This is a genomic window from Lentibacillus halophilus (assembly GCF_055395055.1).
In genome coordinates, this window is sequence record NZ_AP043750.1 from 1,009,949 (window position 1) to 1,033,667 (window position 23,719).

The following is a 23,719-nucleotide window of genomic DNA, read 5'->3' on the forward strand; positions in this document are numbered from 1 at the left end:
GATAATCGCTATAATAATCCTTGTCCTTGATGACATCGGGTTTGGGTATCAATCATCGTCTATTGTCACAACTTAGGTCTGGCGGTATTAGCGGAGAGGACACACCTGTTCCCATGCCGAACACAGCCGTTAAGCTCTCCAGCGCCGATGGTAGTTGGGGCTTTGCCCCCGCGAGAGTAGGACACCGCCAGGCATAGCAAAAAAAGAGGCTGACCATTTGATTGATGGTTTAGCCTCTTTATTTTTGTATTTCAAAGGTGACTATTATTTCTGATTAGTATTAACAATCAGACGGTAATTATTGGCCAAAAAATGAGCATTATTTAATGGAATTTAATTTACCGATAACATGAATACCGATACCGGACCGTATAGTAATGATGAACATATCTGTTTATATACCAACCATATTCAAACAATAGGCAGCATTATTTTAATGATAATCTACGTTCTGCATAGACTTATATCAGGAAAAACATGCGAACGGATTGGATTATAAAGGGAAGGAGAGCGTGGACGTCACATGGACGGATATTGGGATTTGCTCGTCGGGGATCATTTTGTAACCATTATGATACGTATCGTTATTGCCTTAATTTTATCCGGATTAATTGGTTTTGAACGGGAATTGAAAAATCACTCTGCCGGATTTCGAACGCACATCTTGGTCGGGGTGGGGGCGTGTTTGATGATGGTGCTTTCGTTGTATGGTTTTGAGTGGATGATTGACGCTTACGATAATATACGGTTTGATCCGGCTCGAATTCCTTCTTATGTTATCAGTGGTATTGGGTTCCTCGGAGCTGGAACGATTATCGTCAATGGGATGACGATACGCGGGCTTACAACAGCCGCTTCTATATGGACGGTTGCAGGTCTGGGGCTTGTCGTTGGTGCAGGTATGTATGCGTCCGCCGTGTTTACTACAGTCATCATATTATTAAGTCTTGTATTTTTAAATAATTTTGAGAAGGTATTTAAGAAGGGGAAGTCATCATACGTCGTTGAAATCATTGCTATGCCCGGATTGGAACTTAATCATGCGATTGGTGTCTTTGAACATCATCAATTGGTATTGAAGCGGGTTGAAATCAGCCGCACCGAAAACGATTTACGCCATATATTTATAACAGTTGACCCTGGTGAGGAAATGGATCGCTCGTCTCTTTTTGAGGATATTACAAAACTGGACTATATTAAACATGCTGCGGAGCGAAAATAATTTGGATTGCTCTGTTTGCCGTATAAGCTATTATCTGTTTGTGCGGTATAAAACCTTGTGTCTGTACGGCACAAGGTTTTATATTTTTCCGATAGCCTTCCAAGATGTTGGGTCATGATATCGCGAAAAATTATTCATATTATGTTGTCTGGGTAGCGTATTATTTATGAACTGGTTTTCATGTTTCGTTTTTCATCGATTTGTCTACAATAGAAATAGATTTTTCTTGCATCTCAGTGTGTATATCGTATAATATAAGTATAGTCAAAGATAGTCAAAGTCAAATAAGGTAAATGCAAGCAAACAAATAAACGTTCGCTCATATGGTAAGAGGAGGAGGGTTTATGCGGAACATTTCGGACATCATAGAGGAATATTTAAAACAAATTCTTGATTCTGCCGGCAAGGATGCTATTGATATTAAGCGCAGTGAACTTGCTGATCGATTTCAATGTGTTCCGTCACAAATTAATTATGTGATTAAAACACGCTTTACTGTGGAAAAGGGTTATATAGTGGAAAGTAAGCGTGGTGGCGGTGGTTATATCCGCATTATCCGAATTAAGCATCAAGACTGGGCGGATTTAATTGATGATATTATGGCCATGATCCAGCCAAGTTGTTCGCAGCAGGCAGCTTATGACGTCATGGAGCGGCTTCTGGAGGAAGAACTTGTCACCGAACGCGAGGCTCGAATTATGCTGAGTGCCATTGAGCGGGAGACATTAGCTTTTCAGCTGCCGTTGCGTGATGAAATCCGTGCCCGAATTATGACATCGATGTTGACGACATTAAAATATTTGAATAAGTGAGGGGGGAATGCCATGGAATGCCAGGAATGCCAACAGCGTCCGGCAACGCTTCGTTATACGCAGGTTATCAACGGTGACAAAACAGAAGTGTATGTATGTGATGTATGTGCAAAAGAGAAAGGGTATATGACCTATCCGGAAGAAGGTTATTCCCTGCACCAATTATTGTCCGGATTGTTCAGCCCACCGATTGATAATCAGCAGCATACACCAAAACAGCAGAAAAACGAACTACAATGTCCCAAATGTGAAATGACGCTGTCCAAATTTAAAAAGCTCGGAAAATTTGGTTGTTCCCAATGTTATCAGACCTTTGAAGAGTACCTGGACCCTATGTTCCGTCGTGTGCACAGTGGAAATACAGCACACCATGGGAAGATTCCCGCCCGAAAAGGCGGCGATATGCGTATTAAAAAACAAATGAACGCATATAAAGAAGAGTTGCAGCGTTTAATAAAAAATGAGGCCTTTGAAGATGCTGCAACGGTTCGGGATAAAATCAATGCGTTAAAAAAGGAAATGGGGGGTGATGATGCATGACGCTGCAGCAATTTATGAATGAGGCTATCAGTCCATGGATGCGCGAAGATGGTCCCGACAGTGATATTGTCTTAAGCAGCAGAATCCGTCTGGCACGTAATTTTGCCCAATATTCGTTTCCGATTCTGGCTAATGAATCCGATTTGGAGAGCATCAGTTCATTTATCCGGGATGAGTATGAACATCAATCATTTCAGGATTATACGTCGTTTTCATTTATACCTATTCAGCAATTAACACCGGTGGAGCGACGCGTGCTTGTTGAGAAGCACTTAATCAGCCCTCATTTGGCAGAGCAGGATCACTCATCCGCTGTCCTGATATCTGAAAATGAACAGGTATCGGTTATGGTAAACGAAGAGGATCATCTTCGTCTGCAGCTGTACTTTCCCGGTTTTCAGCTTTCGGAAGCCCTGAGTAATGTATTTGAGTTGGATGACTGGCTGGAGGAAAAAGTTAATTACGCATTTGATGAAAAGCGCGGTTACTTAACAGGATGCCCGACCAATGTTGGTACAGGCATGCGTGCTTCGGTGATGATGCATTTGCCTGCCTTGGCATGGACCCAACAGATCACGCGCATGATACCGGCGATTAACCAACTCGGCCTTGTCGTGCGTGGCATTTATGGTGAGGGAAGTGAGGCCACGGGCAATATTTTTCAGATATCCAATCAAATTACACTTGGAAAATCAGAAGAAGATATCGTTGAGGATTTGCAAAGTGTCGCCCGGCAGCTTATTGAACATGAACGCAAAGCACGAAACCGAATTATGGAACAGTCAGGCAAGCGGTTGGAAGACCGGATTTATCGTTCTTATGGATTGTTGGCATACAGTCGCGTCATGGAGTCAAAGGAAGCGGCAACATGTATATCTGATGTACGGCTCGGCATCGATTTGGGCATTATTGATGGTGTCACAGGGAATATATTCAATGAGCTGATGATACTTACACAGCCGGGATTTCTGCAGCAATATGCTCAAAAATCGCTGACACCTAATGAGCGGGATATATTAAGAGCATCGCTTATCCGTGAACGTGTGAAACTGGAAAATTAGTTAGGAGGAGACATAGCTATGATGTTTGGACGATTTACAGAACGAGCGCAAAAGGTGCTGGCGCTTTCCCAGGAAGAAGCAGTACGGCTTGGACATAATAATATAGGCACCGAACATATTTTGCTTGGCCTTGTCAGCGAAGGAAATGGAATTGCGGCAAAGGCATTGGAATCACTGGGGTTGGAAGTATCCAAAATTCAGGAAGAAGTGGAAAAATTAATTGGATCCGGCAACCAGCCGATGCAGACGATTCATTATACGCCAAGAGCGAAGAAGGTCGTTGAATTGTCCCAGGACGAAGCACGTAAACTTGGCCATTCCTATGTCGGCACCGAGCACATATTGCTTGGTCTCATACGTGAAGGAGAAGGTGTGGCCGCACGTGTCCTGAATAATCTTGGTGTCAGTCTCAACAAAGCGCGTCAGCAAGTTCTGCAGCTTCTTGGCAGCAATGAGTCACAGACAGGACGTCAAGGGCGGGGAGCGCAATCATCGAATGCGAGCACACCGACATTGGATTCGCTGGCACGCGATTTGACGGAAATCGCCAAAGAAGGCAATGTTGACCCTGTCGTTGGTCGCAGCAAAGAAATTGAACGGGTCGTTGAGGTTCTCAGCCGTCGTACTAAAAACAACCCGGTTCTGATCGGTGAGCCCGGTGTTGGGAAAACAGCTGTTGCAGAAGGTTTGGCACAACAAATCATGCAGAATGAAATTCCGGAGATATTGCGTGATAAACGCGTGATGACGCTGGATATGGGGACTGTTGTGGCTGGAACGAAATACCGTGGTGAGTTTGAGGAACGGTTGAAAAAAGTCATGGAAGAAATTCGTCAGGCGTCCAACATCATTCTGTTCATAGATGAATTGCATACGTTGATTGGAGCAGGCGGTGCAGAAGGGGCCATCGATGCTTCCAACATACTAAAACCGGCCCTCTCCCGTGGTGAGCTGCAATGCATAGGTGCCACCACACTTGACGAATACCGCAAATATATTGAAAAAGATGCGGCTCTTGAGCGAAGATTTCAACCGATTCAAGTTGATGAACCAACCTTGGACGAAACGGTGCAGATTTTGCAAGGGTTGCGTGACCGTTATGAAGCCCATCACCGTGTCACCATTCCGGATGAAACAATTGAAACAGCCGTCTCGCTGTCCGACCGTTACATCACCGAACGTTTTCTCCCGGATAAAGCCATTGATTTGATCGATGAAGCTGGTTCCAAAGTTCGCCTGCGTTCATATGCGATACCGCCGGATTTAAAAGAACTGGAGCAAAAACTGGCTGATGTACGCAAAGAAAAGGATTCCGCCGTACAGGGTCAGGAATTTGAAACAGCGGCGTCGTTGCGTGACTCAGAACAGCGGTTGCGAGAGGAATTGGAAGAAACGAAGAATCAATGGAAAGAGAAGCAGGGGCAGGAATCATCCGAGGTAGCCGTAGAAGATGTAGCGAAAGTCGTCTCCACATGGACTGGTGTACCCGTCTCCCGTCTTACAAAAGATGAAAGTGAGCGCCTTTTGAATCTGGAAGAAACATTGCATGATCGGGTTATCGGCCAGGATGAGGCTGTGGATGCCGTGGCTAAAGCTATCCGCAGGGCGCGCGCCGGTTTGAAAGATCCGAAGCGTCCCATCGGCTCGTTCATTTTTCTCGGGCCAACCGGTGTCGGTAAAACGGAGCTTGCACGGGCGTTGGCAGAATCAATGTTTGCTGATGAAGAAGCCATGATCCGGATCGATATGTCTGAGTACATGGAAAAACACGCCACCAGCCGCCTAGTTGGCTCACCTCCAGGATATGTCGGTTATGAAGAAGGTGGTCAACTGACGGAAAAAGTGCGGACCAAGCCTTATTCTGTCATTCTTCTGGATGAAGTGGAAAAAGCGCACCCGGAAGTTTTCAACATTCTGCTGCAAGTGTTGGAGGATGGAAGGCTGACGGACTCTAAAGGACGCGTCGTTGATTTCCGCAATACCGTCCTGATTATGACATCCAATGTCGGTGTCGATGAACTGAAACGGAATAAATATGTTGGATTCACTCTTGATGATGAAGAACAAGATCATAAGAACATGAAGTCCAAAGTGACCGAGGAACTTAAAAAAGCATTCCGTCCTGAATTTCTGAACCGGATTGATGAGACCATTGTATTCCACTCACTTGAACGCAAGCATATGAAATATATTGTCCAGCTGATGGTTAAACAGTTGCAGACCCGTTTGACGGAACAGGGTATTGAATTCACGCTGACGGATAAAGCGGTGGATAAGATTGCCAATGAAGGGTTTGACCCCGAATATGGTGCCCGGCCGCTGCGCAGATCCATCCAAAAAAATGTTGAGGATATGCTGTCGGAAGAATTGCTGAAGGAAACTATCTCCAAAGGGGAAAAAGTAAAAATCGGCTTAAATAATAAAGGGGAATTTACGATTCTGTCGTAAAAATGTAATTTCCCGACACACAGATGATGAAAAACTGGAAGGAAGAACAACCTTCCAGTTTTTTTGATGGCAAGCTGCCGGGACGGAATCATGTTATACTGAGAATGTGGAACAAATATGTCATTATTTAAACGAATTGATAGAGGGCTGTAACGTCCATGCGGTGGATTTGGTATATAATAGAGGATGTAGCAAAGGAGCACGATAGCATTGGCAAAACGCAAAACAAAGTATGTGTGTCAGGACTGTGGTTATGAATCAGCCAAATGGATGGGTAAATGTCCCGGGTGCAACAGCTGGAATACGCTGGTGGAGGAATTGGAAGCATCATCTGTGCAGACGGGGCATACAATAGCCGGGGACACTAACGTTTCCGGTAAGCCAGAACGTATAACGTCAGTTGAAACCAAAAAAGAACCACGTGTGACAACAGCGATGCGCGAATTTAATCGTGTGCTCGGGGGTGGGATTGTTCCGGGGTCACTCGTACTGATCGGCGGTGATCCCGGTATAGGTAAATCAACTTTGTTGTTGCAGGTATCGTCCCAACTTGCTGATAAACAGATGCCTGTACTGTATATTTCCGGAGAAGAATCCATCCGTCAGACAAAATTGCGTTCTGATCGCTTGGGTGTCACCTCCGAGCAGCTTTATGTATTAGCGGAAACCAATCTGTTTGATATACTCAGTCAAATCGAACAGATTAAACCGGCTTTTGTTGTCATTGACTCCATACAAACCGTTTACCGGGAAGAAGTGACAAGTGCTCCAGGAAGTGTTTCCCAGGTGCGTGAGAGCACAAGCGAATTAATGAAGACGGCCAAATCAAATGCAATTCCCATTTGTATTGTAGGTCACGTTACGAAGGAAGGGGCTATAGCGGGGCCGCGGATGTTGGAGCATATGGTGGATGCTGTGCTTTATTTTGAAGGCGAACGGCACCATACTTACAGGATAGTGCGCAGTGTCAAAAATCGCTTCGGGAGCACACATGAGATGGGCATTTTTGAGATGGAGGAGACGGGGTTGCGGGAAGTCATGAATCCGTCCGAGATTTTCCTGGAAGAACGCCCCCAAGGTGCAGCGGGATCAACCGTAGTCGCCTCTATGGAAGGAACAAGGCCTGTTCTTGTTGAAATCCAGGCACTCATTTCCCCAACCAGTTTTGGCAACCCGAGACGGATGGCAACCGGATTTGATACCAATCGTGTTCCCCTTTTGATGGCGGTTCTTGAAAAGCGCGTTGGTCTTCTGCTGCAGAATCAGGATGCTTATATAAAAGTGGCCGGCGGTGTCAAACTTGATGAGCCCGCTATTGACCTGGCTGTAGCTGTCAGTATTGCATCCAGTTTCCGTAACCAACCGACAAGGCCGGAAGATATTTTTATCGGCGAAGTTGGATTGACCGGTGAAGTACGGCATGTGTCCCGGATCGAGCAGCGGGTTCAAGAGGCGGCCAAACTCGGCTTTGAACGTGTGTTTTGTCCCCAAAAGAATTTGGATGGTTGGAATCCGCCATCATCTATCCAGGCTATTGGAGTCCGTACGGTTCGTGAGGCGCTCGATGAAGGTCTGACCACCTGACAGCTCACTACCGGTCGGCACGAATTAGCACGTGACGATTTATTGACATCATTTATGGAGTATGATAAAATAGTTTATTTTAAATTGACTGATTTTTACATTTGTGCTAACATATAAGATACGGTTTTTTATTTTTATGTGGATTTATGGCGGTTAATTTGTGAAAAATGGGCAATAATAGTTGATAGGAGGTGATCGTGGTGTTGAATAAGATTGTTCATTTATTTTTTATTATCAGTGGAGGCACGATCGGATTTTTATATATCCCGGATATTGTTCATTTCTTTGATGTTACCAATCCCCCGTGGGTAGCATCCTCTTATCTGGGCATGGTTTTAGGCGCAATTATTCTATTTGGCCTTTCTTATTTTGTTACGGATTATATAGTCGGGTTTTTAAGATGGATTGAGGACGGTTTGATTAAAGTTCCGGTTGGCGACTTGCTTTTTGGCGGTCTAGGTCTGATTGGCGGTTTGGTCATTGCCTATTTAATCACTATTTCTTTGAAAGATATTGATATCTATCTCGTATCACAGGTTTTACCGCTCTTTATAACGATTTTATCAGGCTACTTTGGTTTTCAAGTTGGGTTTAGAAGACGGGATGAATTGATGAATTTATTTAATTTTAGCCGAAAAGAACGGGAAAAAAAGCAGCCAATGGAAGAGTCGTCCGAACGGAGACCACCCAAACCTAAAATCCTTGATACTAGCGTTATTATTGACGGTCGCATTGCGGATATTTGCCAGACGAATTTCTTGGAAGGCACCATCATAATTCCGCAGTTTGTGCTTGGTGAACTTCAGCATATAGCTGATTCATCGGATGTATTGAAACGTAACCGGGGCCGACGAGGGCTCGATGTTCTGAACCGGATTCAAAAAGAGCTTCCGGTTGACGTGGAAATTTATAACGGTGACTTTGAGGATATTCCGGAAGTTGACAGCAAGCTGATTAAATTGGCTAAAGTGATGGACGGGATTGTTGTAACCAATGATTTTAATTTGAATAAAGTCTGTGATTTGCAAGGCATACCGATTTTAAACATCAATGATCTGGCAAATGCCGTTAAACCGGTGGTTCTGCCAGGCGAAGAATTAAGTGTGCACGTTATTAAAGATGGTAAAGAGCACAATCAAGGTGTTGCCTATCTGGATGACGGAACGATGATTGTCGTGGAAGAAGGGCATGACTATATCGGTAAGACGATTGATGTGTTAATTACAAGCGTCCTGCAGACGTCAGCCGGCCGGATGATTTTTGCGAAACCAAAATTACTTGAAAAAGCACAGTAAAAACGGTATAACGTATAGAGAAGGAAAAGTGATAACAAGTGAGGTTATCACTTTTTATTGCGCTTAGTATTCAAGGTATTCTATGGATAAAGAAAGGAGTCCCACCATGACAAATCAGGTTCGTGTACGTTACGCCCCAAGTCCGACGGGGAATTTGCACATAGGAAATGCGCGCACGGCATTGTTTAATTACTTATACGCCCGGCACTTTGACGGGACGTTCATCATCCGGATTGAAGATACGGATGAAAAGCGAAATGTTTCAGGCGGAGAAGAAAGTCAGATGACATATTTGCAGTGGCTTGGCATTGACTGGGATGAGGGAGCTGATGCCGGTGGTGATTACGGTCCCTATCGCCAGATGGAGCGTCTGGATATTTACCGCCAGTATGCCACGGAGCTGCTGGAGAAGGGACTGGCCTACAAGTGCTATATGACCGAAGAGGAACTCGATCAGGAACGCGAACAACAACGCGCGAGAGGCCAGGTTCCGAAATATTCAGGAGCTCATCGTCATCTGACGCAAGAGCAGGTTGACCAGTTTGAAAACGAGGGACGTATCCCGAGCATCCGTATACGAGTTCCGGATAACCATTCATATACATTCCATGATATTGTAAGAGGTGACATCACATTTGATTCCAGCGATTTTGGTGATTGGGTGATTGTCAAAAAAAATGGCACACCAACCTATAACTTTGCGGTGGCGATTGATGATCATTTAATGGCCATCACCGACGTTCTGCGCGGTGAGGAGCATATTTCCAACACTCCGAAACAAATGATGGTTTATGAGGCATTTAGCTGGGAACCGCCGCGATTTGGACACATGACGCTGATTATGAACGAAAAACGTAAAAAACTGAGCAAACGTGATGAACACATTATGCAGTTTATTGAGCAATACCGGGATAAAGGGTATATGCCTGAAGCTTTGTTTAACTTTATTACCCTGCTGGGTTGGTCGCCAGTTGGTGAAGAAGAAATATTCAGTAAGGATCAATTGATAGAGATTTTTGACCCTGACCGGCTATCAACATCTGCTGCCATATTTGACCAGCAAAAACTGAGATGGATGAATAATGAATATATTAAAGCGGCGGATTTGAACAGCGTTATTGATCTGGCGCTGCCGCATTTACAGAAAGCTGGACGTCTGCCTGAGAATATGGATGCCTCGACAAGAAAATGGGCGGAAAAAATGATCGCTCTGTATCAGGAACAGCTCCATTATGGCGCGGAAATTGTCGAACTGACCGATTTGTTTTTCCAGGAATCCATAGACTATGATGAGGCAGCGATGGATGTGTTAAATCAAGAACAGGCCCCGGAAGTGCTGCAGGTTCTCACGGATAAGTTGATCCATTTGGACGAGTTTGAAAAGGATGCTATCCAGCAAGAAATTAAAGCAACCCAAAAAGAAACCGGACATCGCGGCAAGAGACTGTTCATGCCAATCAGAGCGGCGACAACCGGACAGACACACGGTCCGGAACTGCCGCTTGCTATTGAGCTATTGGGAAGAGATACGGTTGTGAGCCGTTTGGACAGCTTGCTGAAGGAGTTCGGAGCCTAATTGGTTCACAATTGCAAATAAATATAATATAGTAATATCATAAACAAAATAATGATAACCGTATTTAATGCGTTGATAAGGAGAAGTAAAAAACGCCATGCTTGTCCAGAGAGAATCACCATCGGCTGGAAGTGATTCGAAGCACCGTTTTTGAAATGCACCTTGGAGCCCGCTATGGAAATGGAGTATATAGCGGCGGCGCTCTGCCGTTACCGGAGCCAAGCTGGAAGAGAGCTTATTCTTCAAACAGAGTGGGACCGCGCAAACGAGCGTCTCTGTGCTATAACGCACCGGGGCGCTTTTTTTGTTTAATAAATCAGTATGGCATTGGGCGCAGGACGTGATATTCTGTGCATAACATATAAAGAAACGACGGGAGGAGGAATTAGGCCGATGGGGGTTTTTAAACGAATGAAAGAAGATATGGACGTTGTCTTTGAACAGGATCCGGCTGCACGTTCCTATATGGAAGTGATGTTGACCTATGCGGGAGTGCATGCTATTTGGGCACACCGTCTGGCCCATTTCTTTTTTAAACGTCGTCTGTTCTTCATTGCCCGTGTGATTTCACAGCTGAACCGTTTTTTCACAGGCATTGAAATCCATCCGGGTGCCGTCATTGGCCGGAAGTTTTTCATTGACCATGGGATGGGTATCGTTATTGGTGAAACGTGTGAAATAGGGGATAATGTGTCCGTCTTTCAAGGGGTGACACTTGGTGGCACTGGCAAGGAAAAAGGAAAGCGTCATCCAACCATCAAGGATAATGCCACGATTACAACCGGTGCAAAAGTGCTCGGGAATATAACGATCGGCAACAGTTCCAAAGTAGGGGCGGGATCGGTCGTGTTAAAGGATGTTCCCGATCATTCCACGGTTGTTGGCGTTCCGGGTCAGGTCGTTGTACAAAATGGTGAAAAAGTGAAGAAAAACCTTGATCATCATAAACTGCCCGATCCGGTAGCCGACCGCTGTCAACAACTGCAGGAAGACATTGATGCCTTGCGTGAAGAATTAGAAAACCTGAAGGAAGGGGAGCACAATGACAATAACCATTTATAATACATTGACAAGAGAAAAAGAAACGTTCAAATCGATCGACAAAAATCGGGTGCGCATGTATGTTTGCGGTCCAACCGTCTATAATTATATCCACATTGGAAATGCTCGTCCGGCTATTGTTTTTGATACGGTCCGAAGGTATTTTGAATATAAGGGATTTCAGGTGGATTATGTACTCAACTTCACGGATGTTGATGATAAAATTATTAAAGCAGCCAACGACATGGGGGAAGCCGTTCCGGATGTGGCCAATCGTTTTATTGACGCTTATTTGCAGGATGTTGAGGCTTTGGGTGTCAAAAAGGCAACATGGAATCCGCGTGTGACGGAAACGATGGATGACATCCTGACGTTTATTCAGAGCCTGATTGATGAAGGCTACGCATATGAAGTAGATGGCGATGTTTACTTTAAACCACGTTCGTTTGCAGACTACGGGAAACTGTCACATCAGTCCATTGATGAATTACGGTCGGGAGCGCGCATTCAAGTAGGCGAGAAAAAAGAGGACCCGCTTGACTTTGCATTATGGAAGAAAGCTAAGGATGATGAAATTGCTTGGGATTCACCATGGAGCCAGGGACGTCCTGGTTGGCATATAGAATGCTCAGCGATGGCCAAAAAATATCTTGGTGAAACGATAGACATTCACGCGGGCGGACAGGATCTCGCTTTTCCGCATCATGAAAATGAAATTGCACAATCCGAGGCACGAAGCGGAAAGCCGTTTTCCAATTACTGGATGCACAACGGTTATATCAATGTTGACAATGAAAAGATGTCCAAATCACTTGGTAACTTTGTATTAACCAAAGATATCATTGCTCAGCATGATCCACAGGTAGTCCGTTTTCTTATGCTGAGTGTTCATTACCGCCATCCTATCAACTTCACTGAAGAGCTGTTGCAGGGAGCAAAAACTAGTCTGGACCGCATTAACAATGCATACAGCAACCTTGAACATCGAAAACAGGCAAGCATGGATGCGGATCAGGACGCTAATAATTGGATGGCAACTATTTCGATGATGAAGCGCCAATTTGAAGAAGCTATGGATGATGACTTTAATACAGCCAATGCTATTTCTGTATTATTTGATATAACGAAAGAGGCTAACCGTTATTTGGAACGAACGCACACATCCATTCGAATTATTGAGGAATTTCAGGCAAGCATGCAATCTATTCTTGATGTGCTGGGCATTCAGTTGGAACGGGAGGACGATTTGCTGGATGCGGATATTGATGCATTGATTCAGGAACGGAATGAAGCACGACGGAACCGTGATTTTGCTCGAGCCGACGAGATTCGTGACAATCTGAGGGAAAGACATGTTATTCTCGAAGATACGCCTCAGGGAACACGATGGAAGAGGGCGGACAATGAGTCTTGATGTAAAACAGATGAAGAGTTTGACGCTGGCCTATATGGGAGATGCTGTCTTTGAAGTTCATATCAGGGAACATTTACTGGAAAAAGGAACTGTCAAACCTAATCAACTCCAGAAAGAAGCCGTCACGTTTGTATCAGCAAAAGCACAAGCGTCGGTCGTTCGGCATTGGATGGAAACAGATCAGCTTACCGGTGACGAAGTATCTATAGTTACCCGAGGCAGGAACGCTAAATCCGGAGCCATTCCTAAGAATACAAACGTTCAGACGTATCGGTACAGCACTGCTTTTGAGACACTGATTGGTTATCATTATTTGCTCAGGAATGACGAAAGGCTGAATGAATTACTGGAGGCAGCTGTTGCATTTGTGGAAGGGAGGGAATACGATCCTTGGTACAGGAAATGATTATCGGAAAAAACCCTGTCATTGAAGCGTTGACCTCGGGCAGATCCATTCATAAAGTAATGGTATCCGATCAGCTGAATCCTTCGTTGACACAAAAACTGAACCATCTCGCCAAAGAAGCCGGAACGATCGTGCAAAAGACCCCCAGGACAAAGATTGATCAAGTAACATCCGGGAACCACCAGGGCGTTGTCGCTTATGTTGCGTCGTATGCGTATGCGTCACTGGATGATTTGTTTGCCGTAGCCGAATCGAGAAACGAAGCGCCATTTTTTGTCATTTTAGATCAACTGGAAGATCCGCATAATCTTGGTTCCATCATAAGAAGTGCCGACGCTGCGGGGGCTCATGGGGTTATCATACCTAAACGGCGATCTGTCGGTCTTACACAAACCGTCGCTAAAACAGCGGCAGGTGCCTTGGAACATGTGCCGGTAACACGTGTAACAAATACCGCCAATACCATTGATGAATTGAAAAAACAGCATATATGGGTTGTGGGTACGGATGCCTATGGAAGCGAGGATTACCGACAACTCGATGGTAGCCTGCCATTAGCCATCGTCATTGGTAATGAAGGAAAAGGGATAAGCCGATTAGTTCGCGATAAATGCGATTGGTTGGTAACTCTCCCCATGAAGGGACATGTTTCGTCATTAAATGCATCCGTTGCGTGCAGCCTGTTATTATACGAGGTTCTCCGAAAACGACCCCCGGCAGGTGACTGGTCATGAATATCCTGGTTGTTGACGGCTATAACATCATTGGTGCATGGGAAGAACTGAAACGGTTGAAAATTGAGGACATTGGACAGGCACGTGATCAGCTCATTGAATGGCTGGCCGATTATCAGGCTTTTTCTGGTATGCGTGTCATTGTCGTATTTGATGCCTATTATGTCCGAGGGATAGAAAGCAGACAGAAGGAATACCAAATGGAAATCATTTATACCAAAGAAAACGAGACGGCTGATGAGTGCATTGAACGGCTAGTTAAGGAATTAAAAAATGTGCTGAATCAAGTATATGTCGCCACATCAGATTATGCTGAACAACGGACGATTTTTGGCCGTGGTGCCCTTCGCAAACCGGCACGGGAACTGTATACGGAAATGAATACGATTGACCGGGAGATAACGGAAAAAATAGAGGAAACGAAGCAAAATGGACGTCCGGTAAAAATACCACTGAAAAAGGATGTGTTGGATACGTTTGAAAAGTGGCGGCGTGGAGATATGTAAATGTCTTTTATACCTAAATCCTTCCAATCTATGTTGACTATTAGGAAACGCTTACTGTATAATACGTTTTAAATTGCCAATCGTGTTGCCGGGAGGTCATGTCGGTGAATGCCGAGTTGATAGAGACAGATACCAAAAACTTGGAGAAGCTCGATGATAACAAAATTATTCATCTGATACATTGTGGAAACAGCCAGGCACTAGATTTTTTGATTCATAAGTATGCTCATTTTGTTCGGGCAAAAGCGCGAACGTATTTTATCATCGGTGCAGACAAAGAAGATATTATTCAAGAGGGCATGATCGGTCTGTACAAAGCCATCCGCGATTTTGACGGGGAGAGGTTATCTTCATTCAAAGCATTTGCTGAACTGTGTGTTACCCGGCAGATTATCACCGCCATCAAGACAGCCACTAGACAAAAACACACCCCACTCAACTCTTACGTATCACTGGACAAGCCCATTTATGATGAGGAATCCGACCGCGCACTTATTGACGTCATTAGCGGAACGAAAACAGTTGACCCACAGGAGATACTGGTGAACAAAGACGACTTTTTCGATATGGAAGAAAAGCTTTCTGAACTGCTGAGTACACTGGAAAAAGAAGTTCTGCGCCTGTATCTGGATGGTTGTACGTATCAGGAAATTTCCGTAACATTGCGACGACATGTAAAATCCATCGATAATGCCGTTCAGCGTATTAAGCGAAAACTGGAACAATTGATTGAAAAGGATGAGAACAGTGTCGATCATGTCCGTTGACACGTCGTATAGGTCATGCTACATTAGTGAAGGTCAGAAGCGTCCGGGGAGGGACAATCTTTGAATTTGATGAAGTTCTTCAAAAATGTTTCCAGAGAAATGAAAAAAGTGACTTGGCCAACAGGCCGTGAACTGACAAGCTACACCATTACGGTCATTACGACGGTTGTTTTTGTAGCTGTATTTTTCGCGGTTGTTGATTTGGGCATTTCACAATTTCTTAACTCATTATTTTAATAAGCTTGAATAGAGATGTTATCAATATGCTATAATGGAATATATGATGATATGAAAAACCCGGGTGAAGCGGGTTTTTTAATATGGCATGTTTTAGCAATAAAAAACAGATTGCTGGCAGAAAAGAAAACTGATGATAAGGGGGGAAGGGCACACGCAATGCCCTGTGTAAATGGAAAAGAAATGGTATGCCATCCATACGTATTCCGGCTACGAGAATAAGGTGCAAACGAATTTGCAAAAACGTGTGGAGACGATGAATATGGAAGATAAGATCTTTCGTGTGCTTGTGCCTGAGGAAGAAGAGACTGAAGTAAAAAACGGCAAGAAAAAAGTGGTTAAAAAGAAATTCTTCCCGGGTTACGTTCTTGCTGAAATGGTTATGACGGATGATTCATGGTATGTCGTTCGCAATACGCCGGGGGTCACAGGTTTTGTCGGATCCAGCGGTCAAGGGACAAAACCAACACCACTTTTGCCCCATGAAGTAGATAATGTTCTAAAACAAATGGGTGTAAAAGAAAAAGAGCCACAGGTTAACTTTGAAGTGGAGGAAAATGTTAACATTACAGATGGTCCGTTCACGGATTTCACAGGCACCATTAAACATATTGAAACAGACAAGCAGAAGGTGAAAGTGCATGTAAACATGTTCGGCCGAGAAACGCCGGTAGAACTTGACTTTACACAAATTGAAAAACTGCAATGACTCACAGGATGGCTTGCCGATTAAATAAAATTATAAGAAGGATCTTGCATTGATTTATAATTCGTGCTAAAATTTTTTTGTTATTGCCGTTCGTCGAACCTTGAGTAGACAGGTAATATTGAGTGGGAGGGGGATTCCCCTATTACCACATCACGGACTTTAAGGAGGTGTGTCTCGTGGCTAAAAAAGTATTTAAAATCGTAAAGCTGCAAATCGAGGCCGGCAAAGCAAATCCAGCGCCACCGGTAGGCCCCGCGTTGGGACAAGCTGGCGTGAATATTATGGGATTCTGTAAGGAATTTAACGCCCGCACACAAGACCAGGCCGGCATGATTATTCCAGTCGAAATTACAGTATTTGAAGATCGTTCCTTTACATTTATTACAAAAACGCCGCCTGCTCCGGTACTGTTGAAAAAAGCAGCCGGAATTGATACTGGGTCAGGTGAACCAAGGCGTAATCAAGTTGCTTCGGTTAAGCGTGACCAGGTCAACGAAATTGCGGAAACGAAAATGCCTGATTTGAATGCGGCTAATTTTGACGCTGCTGTGCGCATGGTCGAAGGAACAGCACACAGCATGGGCATTAATATAGAAGATTAATGCTGGCGCATACATGAACAGACACGGTTTGCGATGATAATTGTGTTCTCATGACCATGCCGCCTGTATTTGTCGAGTGGGAGGTCTTACCGCTATAAACCACAACTTGAGGAGGAAGTATAATGGCGAAACGTAGCAGAAAATATCAGGAAACTGCTGAACTTGTTGATCGCTCAAAAGCATATGACACAGAGGAAGCAGTCACTTTGTTGAAAGAGACTGCCAAAGCAAATTTTGATGAAACCGTGGAAGCTGCCTTTCGTTTAGGGGTTGACCCGAAAAAAGCTGATCAGCAAATCCGCGGAGCAATGGTGTTGCCACACGGAACGGGAAAGACACAGCGCGTATTGGTTTTTGCTAAAGGCGAAAAGGCTACCGAAGCCGAAAACGCCGGTGCCGATTTTGTTGGGGATCAGGATTTGATCACCAAAATTAACCAGGGCTGGTTTGACTTTGATGCTGTTGTTGCGACGCCTGATATGATGGCTGAAGTCGGCAAGCTCGGGCGCGTCTTGGGACCAAAAGGGCTTATGCCAAACCCAAAGACCGGAACAGTAACCTTTGAAGTCGAAAAAGCAGTCAATGAAATTAAAGCGGGTAAAGTCGAGTATCGTGTTGATAAATCGTCCAATATCCATGTTCCTTTCGGGAAGATTTCATTTGATAATAACAAACTCGCAGAAAACTTTCATGCTGTTGCGGATGCGCTTGTAAAAGCCAAACCACAGGCAGCAAAAGGTTTGTATATGCGTAACGCATCCATCACGTCCACGATGGGACCGGGTATCAAGGTGGACGTTACACCTTATCGTGGCTGATATGATTATGGGATATTGTGCTTGGTAAAGAGTTGACTTTTCGCCAGCAATCACGTATACTAGACATGCTATAAATAGAATACGTTGTACCGTAGACAGCAGGTGCGTTTATCGCTTAATATCCTGCCGAGGTGTTTCAGGGATAAACGATTGACTACAGTCGTACGTTGTTTACCGAAAGCCTTCATGTCTGCATGGAGGCTTTCTTATTTTCTTCATGATCAACTGAACACTACCGGTTGCGGTATAATCAAGTGGTTAACAGGAGGTGGAACGATGTCCAACAGTAATATTATTGAGCAAAAAAAGCAGGTTGTGCAGGAAATTGCAGATAAATTCCGTGACAGTCAGTCTACATTGCTCGTGGATTATCGCGGTTTGAATGTAGCTGAAATGACAGAACTGCGTCAACAGATGCGCGAAGCAGATGTTGATTTTAAAGTCTATAAAAATTCAATGGTTCGCCGTGCGGCAGATGAAGTGGAATTGAGTGACTTGAATGATACATTGGTCGGCCCGACCGCTATTGCATTCAGCGCTAACGATGTGATTGCACCGGCCAAAATTTTAAATAATTTTGCCAAGGAGCACCATGCGCTTGAGATTAAAGGTGGTGTCATTGAAGGTGAAATAGCAACACTTGATCAAATCAAGGAACTTGCCGATTTGCCGAACTACGATGGTATGGTGGCCATGCTGCTTAGTGTGCTTCAGGCACCTGTGCGAAACTTTGCTTATGCTGCCAAAGCTATCGCAGATCAAAAAGAAGAACAAGGCGCGTAACTGCTTGTCGCTTTATGCGGCATAAATTTAAATTTTGAATGGAGGAATACCAATGGATAATCAGCAAATTATTGATGCGGTAAAAGAAATGTCTGTTTTGGAACTGAACGATCTTGTAAAAGCAATTGAGGAAGAGTTTGGCGTAACGGCTGCGGCACCGGTTGCTGTTGCAGGTGGAGGCGGCGAAGCAGAAGCTGCTGAAGAACAGACTGAATTTAATGTAGAGTTGTCCGATCCCGGCGATTCCAAAATTAAAGTTGTTAAAGCTGTTCGTGAAATCACCGGACTTGGCCTTAAAGATGCGAAAGAACTGGTTGATAATACGCCTAAAGCTATCAAAGAAGGCGCATCAAAAGACGAAGCTGAAGATATTAAAAGCCAACTGGAAGAAACAGGAGCAACCATCGAAATCAAGTAATTATCAAAAAGCCTGTCGGATAACGGCGGGCTTTCTCTATATTTAATTTCAATCACTTTCCAAAAGCAGGTGCCAAAATGGCTGATCATTATTTTTCACACCAACCTCAATCCAAACGTTCCCCTCAACAATGGAACTGCCTATTAAGAGGGAAGGAATATACGTTCACAAGCGACTATGGCGTTTTTTCAAAAAATGATGTGGATTATGGCTCAAAGCTTTTAATTGATCATTTTGATGAACCTTGTATTGAAGGGGAAATACTGGATTTGGGCTGTGGATATGGTCCAATTGGCATTACAACGGCTGACCGATTTCCCGCGAGGCACGTCGTTATGTCGGATATTAATGAACGAGCGATTGAGCTTGCCCGGAAGAATGCCGTTCTTAACCAAGTACTGAATGTGGAAATGGTGACGAGTGATCGTTTAAACGATATGCCTAGTCGACGATTTGCTTCTATATTGACAAATCCTCCGATACGTGCAGGGAAACAAGTGGTCCATCAAATGTTTGAAGATAGCAGGAACGCGCTGCTGAAAAAGGGTCAACTATGGGTGGTCATTCAAAAAAAGCAGGGGGCTCCGTCCGCTATAGATAAACTTGAGAATTTATTTGATCATGTAGAGACAACTGCGCGCAGCAAAGGTTATTATGTATTGATGGCTATGAATGGTTGACCGTTCACGGCAAATGTGATAGTATATTTAAATGCTAACATAGGACTTCCTTTGTCAATAAAAATTTCACGAAAGTATAATGTATAATGTAATCGGCAAACGGGGACAATGATAGAATCGCTTATATTATCCAGGGTCTGGGAAACTGGCTGTGTCAGCCTTTCTACTATGTTTCACCGTCATCCTGAAGAATACATGCTGCAAGATATATACTATTCGGCAGCAACTCCGGATTGTGCTGATTTTTTGAAACAGTAGTACGAGTACTATTGTTATTTTACGCTATCTGGAAATGTTATATTTTTTGTCCGGAAGCATCAGTAGGATCGGGCTTGCAAGTTATCCCGGAGTAATCATCGCCTGATGCTTTTACCGTGGAAACGGGTTAAAAATGGCTGATGCACCTATCAGTTGTTTTTTCAAATATTATAGTCATTTTTCGAGCCAATGAAGGAAGAAATCTATGAAAAATGCTTGATTTGAGGGGTGAAGCTGTTGACAGGTCAACTAGTTCAGTACGGACGGCACCGCCAGCGCAGAAGTTATGCGCGTATCAGTGAGGTATTGGATTTACCGAATCTAATCGAAATTCAAACCGCTTCCTATCAGTGGTTCCTTGATGAAGGAATACGGGAGATGTTTCAAGATATTTCGCCGATTGAGGATTTTGCCGGTAATTTATCACTGGAATTTATCGATTATAGTCTCGGTGAACCCAAATACCCTGTGTACGAATCCAAAGAGCGAGATGTTACCTATAACGCACCACTGAGTGTAAAGGTACGGCTGATTAATAATGAGACCGGTGAAGTGAAAGAGCAGGAAGTGTTTATGGGTGATTTTCCATTAATGACGGATACCGGAACGTTTATTATTAATGGAGCTGAACGCGTCATTGTTTCCCAGCTTGTTCGATCACCGAGTGTTTATTTCAGTGAGAAATTTGACAAAAACGGCAAACGCGGTGTGGCTGCGACTGTTATTCCAAATCGTGGAGCCTGGCTTGAATTTGAAACAGATGCCAAAGATGTTGCCTATGTCAGGATTGACCGCACACGTAAGTTGCCAATCACTGTGTTATTACGTGCCCTCGGCTTTAGTACGGACCAGGAGATTATCGACCTTATTGGTGATAATCAATATTTGAAAAATACGCTGGAAAAGGACAATACGGAAACAACGGAGAAAGCACTGCTTGAAATCTATGAACGTTTGCGTCCCGGTGAACCACCGACTGTGGAAAATGCAAGGAGTTTACTTGTCTCCCGATTCTTTGACCCGAAGCGCTATGATTTGGCTTACGTCGGCCGTTACAAAGTAAACAAAAAACTGGACATTAAAGACCGTTTGTTTAATCAGGTGCTGGCGGAACCCATTGTTGATCCGGAAACAGGTGAAGTCATTGCAGACAAAGGTGATAAGTTGGAGCGCCGGCTGCTTGACAAAATTATACCTTATTTGGAAAGCAATGAAAATATGGCCGGTGAAAAAACTGTGAAACCAAACGAAGGTGTTCTGGAGGAACCCATTCTTGTGCAATCAGTGAAGATTGTCGATCCGACGGACCCTGATGGCGAGCATCATCTCGATGTTATTGGCAATGCCAATGTGGATGAGAACACGAAGCATATTGCACCATCTGATATATTATCTGCCATTAGTTATTTCTTTAACTTGCTCCATCATGTTGGTGGAACAGATGATATTGACCATTTGGGTAACCGTCGTCTGCGTTCTGTCGGAGAACTGCTTCAAAATCAGTTTCGTATAGGTCTATCCCGGATGGAACGGGTTGTGCGGGAGCGTATGTCTATTCAGGATACATCGAGCATAACGCCGCAGCAGTTGATTAATATCCGGCCTGTTATAGCATCCATTAAAGAGTTTTTTGGAAGTTCGCAGTTGTCACAGTTCATGGATCAGACCAATCCGTTAGGGGAACTTACCCACAAACGCCGTCTGTCAGCACTGGGGCCCGGTGGACTGACCCGTGAGCGCGCTGGATTTGAAGTGCGTGACGTTCACTATTCCCACTACGGGCGCATGTGTCCGATTGAAACACCGGAAGGGCCGAATATCGGTCTGATTAACTCGCTGTCAAGTTACGCGAAGGTCAATCAATTTGGCTTTATTGAGACACCGTATCGTCGAGTCGATCGGGAGACCGGAAGGGTAACGGGCGAATCGGATTATCTGACAGCAGATGAAGAAGACAATTATGTTGTCGCACAGGCGAACGCCCGGCTGAATGATGACGGCACATTCGCTGATGAAGAAGTTATTGCACGTTTCCGCGGCGAAAATACGATTGTTCCGCGTGAAAAAATCGACTATATGGACGTCTCACCAAAACAAGTGGTATCAGCTGCGACAGCTTGCATTCCCTTTTTGGAAAATGACGACTCCAACCGTGCATTAATGGGAGCCAACATGCAGCGACAGGCCGTGCCTTTGATGGAGCCGGAAGCCCCCATGGTTGGAACCGGCATGGAATATGTTTCAGGCAAAGATTCTGGTGCTGCTGTTATATGCCAAAATGAGGGCATCGTGGAACATGTGGAAGGAAAAGAAGTGCGGGTCCGCCGTATTTCCGAGGTTGATGGAAAAGAAGTCCAAGGCGATTTGGATGTTTATCGTATGCAGAAATACATCCGCTCCAACCAGGGAACATGCTACAATCAGCGACCGATTGTCAGCAAAGGTGATCGTGTCACGCAAGGTGAAATCCTGTCTGATGGACCCTCGATGGAAAACGGAGAGATGGCGCTTGGCCGCAATGCACTTGTCGGATTTATGACATGGGAAGGTTACAACTATGAAGACGCCGTTATTATGAGTGAGCGCATGGTCAAAGATGATGACTTTACATCCATTCACATTGAGGAATACGAATCGGAAGCCCGGGATACCAAACTCGGTCCGGAGGAAATCACTCGTGATATTCCGAACGTTGGGGAAGATGCACTGAAAGATCTTAATGACGACGGAATTATTCGTATTGGTGCGGAAGTTTCCGATGGCGATATCCTTGTAGGCAAAGTGACACCTAAAGGAGTAACGGAACTGTCAGCCGAAGAGCGCTTACTTCACGCTATTTTTGGTGAAAAAGCACGGGAGGTTCGGGACACTTCTCTGCGTGTACCGCATGGATCTGGCGGCATTGTGCTGGAAGTTAAAATCTTTAACCGTGAAGATGGGGATGAGTTATCGCCTGGTGTTAATCATTTGGTACGTGTTTATATTGTACAGAAACGAAAGATATCAGAAGGGGATAAAATGGCTGGACGACATGGAAACAAAGGTGTCATATCCAAAATACTTCCCGAGGAAGATATGCCGTTTTTGCCGGATGGTACACCGCTTGACATCATGCTGAATCCACTCGGTGTTCCGTCGCGAATGAATATCGGGCAGGTTTTTGAACTTCACCTCGGCATGGCTGCACGCCAGCTCGGACTTCACATGGCCACACCGGTATTTGACGGTGCAACCGAAGACGATGTATGGGAAACCCTTGATGAAGCAGGGATAGCAAAAGATGCTAAATCCATTCTTTATGATGGACGAACGGGAGATCCGTTTGACAATCGCGTTTCCGTCGGTGTCATGTATATGATCAAACTGGCGCATATGGTGGATGATAAACTGCACGCCCGCTCCACTGGCCCATACTCCCTGGTCACCCAGCAGCCATTGGGCGGTAAGGCTCAATTTGGCGGACAACGTTTTGGTGAAATGGAAGTCTGGGCGCTAGAGGCTTACGGCGCTGCGTACACATTGCAGGAGATTTTGACTGTTAAATCCGACGACGTGGTCGGTCGTGTTAAAGCTTATGAATCCATCGTAAAAGGTGATAATGTCACCGAGCCTGGAGTGCCGGAATCTTTCAAAGTATTGATCAAAGAATTGCAAAGCCTTGGAATGGACGTGAAGATGCTATCCAGCGATGAGTCAGAAATTGAAATGCAGGAACTAGAAGACGAGGATACACAAGCGGCAAGCAAATTAAATTTGGAAGCGGCAGAAGAAAGCTGACAAATCGCACGCGTTCACAGAGAGAATGAAC

The 23,719-nt window shown here is 44.6% G+C and carries 22 protein-coding genes, 1 rRNA gene and 2 other annotated features; all 23 genes read left to right on the plus strand.

What is annotated here, in order from left to right; all coding sequences use genetic code 11:
• Positions 1 to 77 precede the first annotated feature (77 nt).
• The 23 genes from rrf to rpoB all read left to right on the plus strand — a co-directional run bounded on the left by rrf (position 78) and on the right by rpoB (position 23,688).
• Positions 78 to 193 (plus strand): 5S ribosomal RNA (rrf, locus tag ACZ5Q7_RS04705).
• 330 nt (positions 194 to 523) lie between these two features.
• Positions 524 to 1,222 (plus strand): MgtC/SapB family protein, encoded by a 699-nt coding sequence (locus ACZ5Q7_RS04710; protein WP_343751383.1) that lies wholly within the window; start codon positions 524 to 526, stop codon positions 1,220 to 1,222.
• 344 nt (positions 1,223 to 1,566) lie between these two features.
• Complete coding sequence (locus ACZ5Q7_RS04715) at positions 1,567 to 2,034, plus strand: CtsR family transcriptional regulator (protein WP_343751384.1); 468 nt, start codon at positions 1,567 to 1,569, stop codon at positions 2,032 to 2,034.
• A gap of 12 nt (positions 2,035 to 2,046) precedes the next feature.
• On the plus strand, positions 2,047 to 2,574 hold the full coding sequence (locus tag ACZ5Q7_RS04720; protein ID WP_343751385.1) for a UvrB/UvrC motif-containing protein: 528 nt from the start codon (positions 2,047 to 2,049) through the stop codon (positions 2,572 to 2,574).
• On the plus strand, positions 2,571 to 3,635 hold the full coding sequence (locus ACZ5Q7_RS04725; protein WP_343751386.1) for a protein arginine kinase: 1,065 nt from the start codon (positions 2,571 to 2,573) through the stop codon (positions 3,633 to 3,635). The genes ACZ5Q7_RS04720 and ACZ5Q7_RS04725 overlap by 4 nt, the downstream gene beginning before the upstream one ends.
• 18 nt (positions 3,636 to 3,653) lie before the next feature.
• The gene (gene clpC, locus ACZ5Q7_RS04730) at positions 3,654 to 6,083 is read left to right on the plus strand and encodes an ATP-dependent protease ATP-binding subunit ClpC (protein ID WP_343751388.1); all 2,430 of its coding nucleotides are present in this window, start codon (positions 3,654 to 3,656) and stop codon (positions 6,081 to 6,083) included.
• A 210-nt stretch (positions 6,084 to 6,293) separates the two neighbouring features.
• A complete protein-coding gene (gene radA, locus ACZ5Q7_RS04735) occupies positions 6,294 to 7,667 on the plus strand; it encodes a DNA repair protein RadA (protein ID WP_343751389.1) in 1,374 nt (457 codons plus the stop codon).
• 200 nt (positions 7,668 to 7,867) lie between these two features.
• Positions 7,868 to 8,962, plus strand: coding sequence for a PIN/TRAM domain-containing protein (locus ACZ5Q7_RS04740; RefSeq protein WP_343751390.1), 1,095 nt, complete (start codon positions 7,868 to 7,870; stop codon positions 8,960 to 8,962).
• Between the two features lie 106 nt (positions 8,963 to 9,068).
• Positions 9,069 to 10,538: a glutamate--tRNA ligase gene (gene gltX / locus ACZ5Q7_RS04745; protein WP_343751391.1), complete on the plus strand. Its 1,470-nt coding sequence runs from the start codon at positions 9,069 to 9,071 to the stop codon at positions 10,536 to 10,538.
• Between the two features lie 63 nt (positions 10,539 to 10,601).
• Positions 10,602 to 10,818 (plus strand) — a binding site (T-box leader).
• Between the two features lie 113 nt (positions 10,819 to 10,931).
• Positions 10,932 to 11,600: a serine O-acetyltransferase gene (gene cysE / locus ACZ5Q7_RS04750; RefSeq protein WP_343751473.1), complete on the plus strand. Its 669-nt coding sequence runs from the start codon at positions 10,932 to 10,934 to the stop codon at positions 11,598 to 11,600.
• Positions 11,581 to 12,993 carry a cysteine--tRNA ligase gene (gene cysS / locus ACZ5Q7_RS04755; protein ID WP_343751392.1) on the plus strand — a complete coding sequence of 471 codons (1,413 nt, stop codon included), beginning with the start codon at positions 11,581 to 11,583 and terminating at the stop codon, positions 12,991 to 12,993. Before cysE ends, cysS begins: the two co-directional genes overlap by 20 nt.
• Positions 12,983 to 13,399, plus strand: a complete 417-nt coding sequence (locus ACZ5Q7_RS04760) for a Mini-ribonuclease 3 (protein ID WP_343751393.1) — start codon at positions 12,983 to 12,985, stop codon at positions 13,397 to 13,399. Before cysS ends, ACZ5Q7_RS04760 begins: the two co-directional genes overlap by 11 nt.
• Entirely contained in the window at positions 13,384 to 14,133 is a 750-nt protein-coding gene (gene rlmB, locus ACZ5Q7_RS04765) for a 23S rRNA (guanosine(2251)-2'-O)-methyltransferase RlmB (protein WP_343751394.1), read from the plus strand. The genes ACZ5Q7_RS04760 and rlmB overlap by 16 nt, the downstream gene beginning before the upstream one ends.
• On the plus strand, positions 14,130 to 14,639 hold the full coding sequence (locus ACZ5Q7_RS04770; protein ID WP_343751395.1) for an NYN domain-containing protein: 510 nt from the start codon (positions 14,130 to 14,132) through the stop codon (positions 14,637 to 14,639). Before rlmB ends, ACZ5Q7_RS04770 begins: the two co-directional genes overlap by 4 nt.
• A gap of 98 nt (positions 14,640 to 14,737) precedes the next feature.
• Positions 14,738 to 15,406 (plus strand): RNA polymerase sporulation sigma factor SigH, encoded by a 669-nt coding sequence (gene sigH, locus ACZ5Q7_RS04775; RefSeq protein WP_343751396.1) that lies wholly within the window; start codon positions 14,738 to 14,740, stop codon positions 15,404 to 15,406.
• Between the two features lie 69 nt (positions 15,407 to 15,475).
• Positions 15,476 to 15,643: a preprotein translocase subunit SecE gene (gene secE, locus ACZ5Q7_RS04780; protein WP_425542346.1), complete on the plus strand. Its 168-nt coding sequence runs from the start codon at positions 15,476 to 15,478 to the stop codon at positions 15,641 to 15,643.
• A 172-nt stretch (positions 15,644 to 15,815) separates the two neighbouring features.
• Entirely contained in the window at positions 15,816 to 16,352 is a 537-nt protein-coding gene (gene nusG / locus ACZ5Q7_RS04785; RefSeq protein WP_343751399.1) for a transcription termination/antitermination protein NusG, read from the plus strand.
• Positions 16,353 to 16,528: 176 nt separating this feature from the next.
• Positions 16,529 to 16,954 (plus strand): 50S ribosomal protein L11, encoded by a 426-nt coding sequence (gene rplK, locus ACZ5Q7_RS04790; RefSeq protein ID WP_343751401.1) that lies wholly within the window; start codon positions 16,529 to 16,531, stop codon positions 16,952 to 16,954.
• 122 nt (positions 16,955 to 17,076) lie between these two features.
• Positions 17,077 to 17,772 (plus strand): 50S ribosomal protein L1, encoded by a 696-nt coding sequence (rplA, locus tag ACZ5Q7_RS04795; RefSeq protein WP_343751402.1) that lies wholly within the window; start codon positions 17,077 to 17,079, stop codon positions 17,770 to 17,772.
• 71 nt (positions 17,773 to 17,843) lie between these two features.
• Positions 17,844 to 17,989, plus strand: a sequence feature (ribosomal protein L10 leader region).
• 59 nt (positions 17,990 to 18,048) lie between these two features.
• Complete coding sequence (gene rplJ, locus ACZ5Q7_RS04800) at positions 18,049 to 18,555, plus strand: 50S ribosomal protein L10 (protein ID WP_343751403.1); 507 nt, start codon at positions 18,049 to 18,051, stop codon at positions 18,553 to 18,555.
• Positions 18,556 to 18,607: 52 nt separating this feature from the next.
• A complete protein-coding gene (rplL, locus tag ACZ5Q7_RS04805) occupies positions 18,608 to 18,973 on the plus strand; it encodes a 50S ribosomal protein L7/L12 (protein WP_343751404.1) in 366 nt (121 codons plus the stop codon).
• A gap of 77 nt (positions 18,974 to 19,050) precedes the next feature.
• The gene (locus ACZ5Q7_RS04810; RefSeq protein WP_343751406.1) at positions 19,051 to 19,653 is read left to right on the plus strand and encodes a class I SAM-dependent methyltransferase; all 603 of its coding nucleotides are present in this window, start codon (positions 19,051 to 19,053) and stop codon (positions 19,651 to 19,653) included.
• A 495-nt stretch (positions 19,654 to 20,148) separates the two neighbouring features.
• Complete coding sequence (gene rpoB / locus ACZ5Q7_RS04815; protein ID WP_343751407.1) at positions 20,149 to 23,688, plus strand: DNA-directed RNA polymerase subunit beta; 3,540 nt, start codon at positions 20,149 to 20,151, stop codon at positions 23,686 to 23,688.
• Positions 23,689 to 23,719 lie beyond the last annotated feature (31 nt).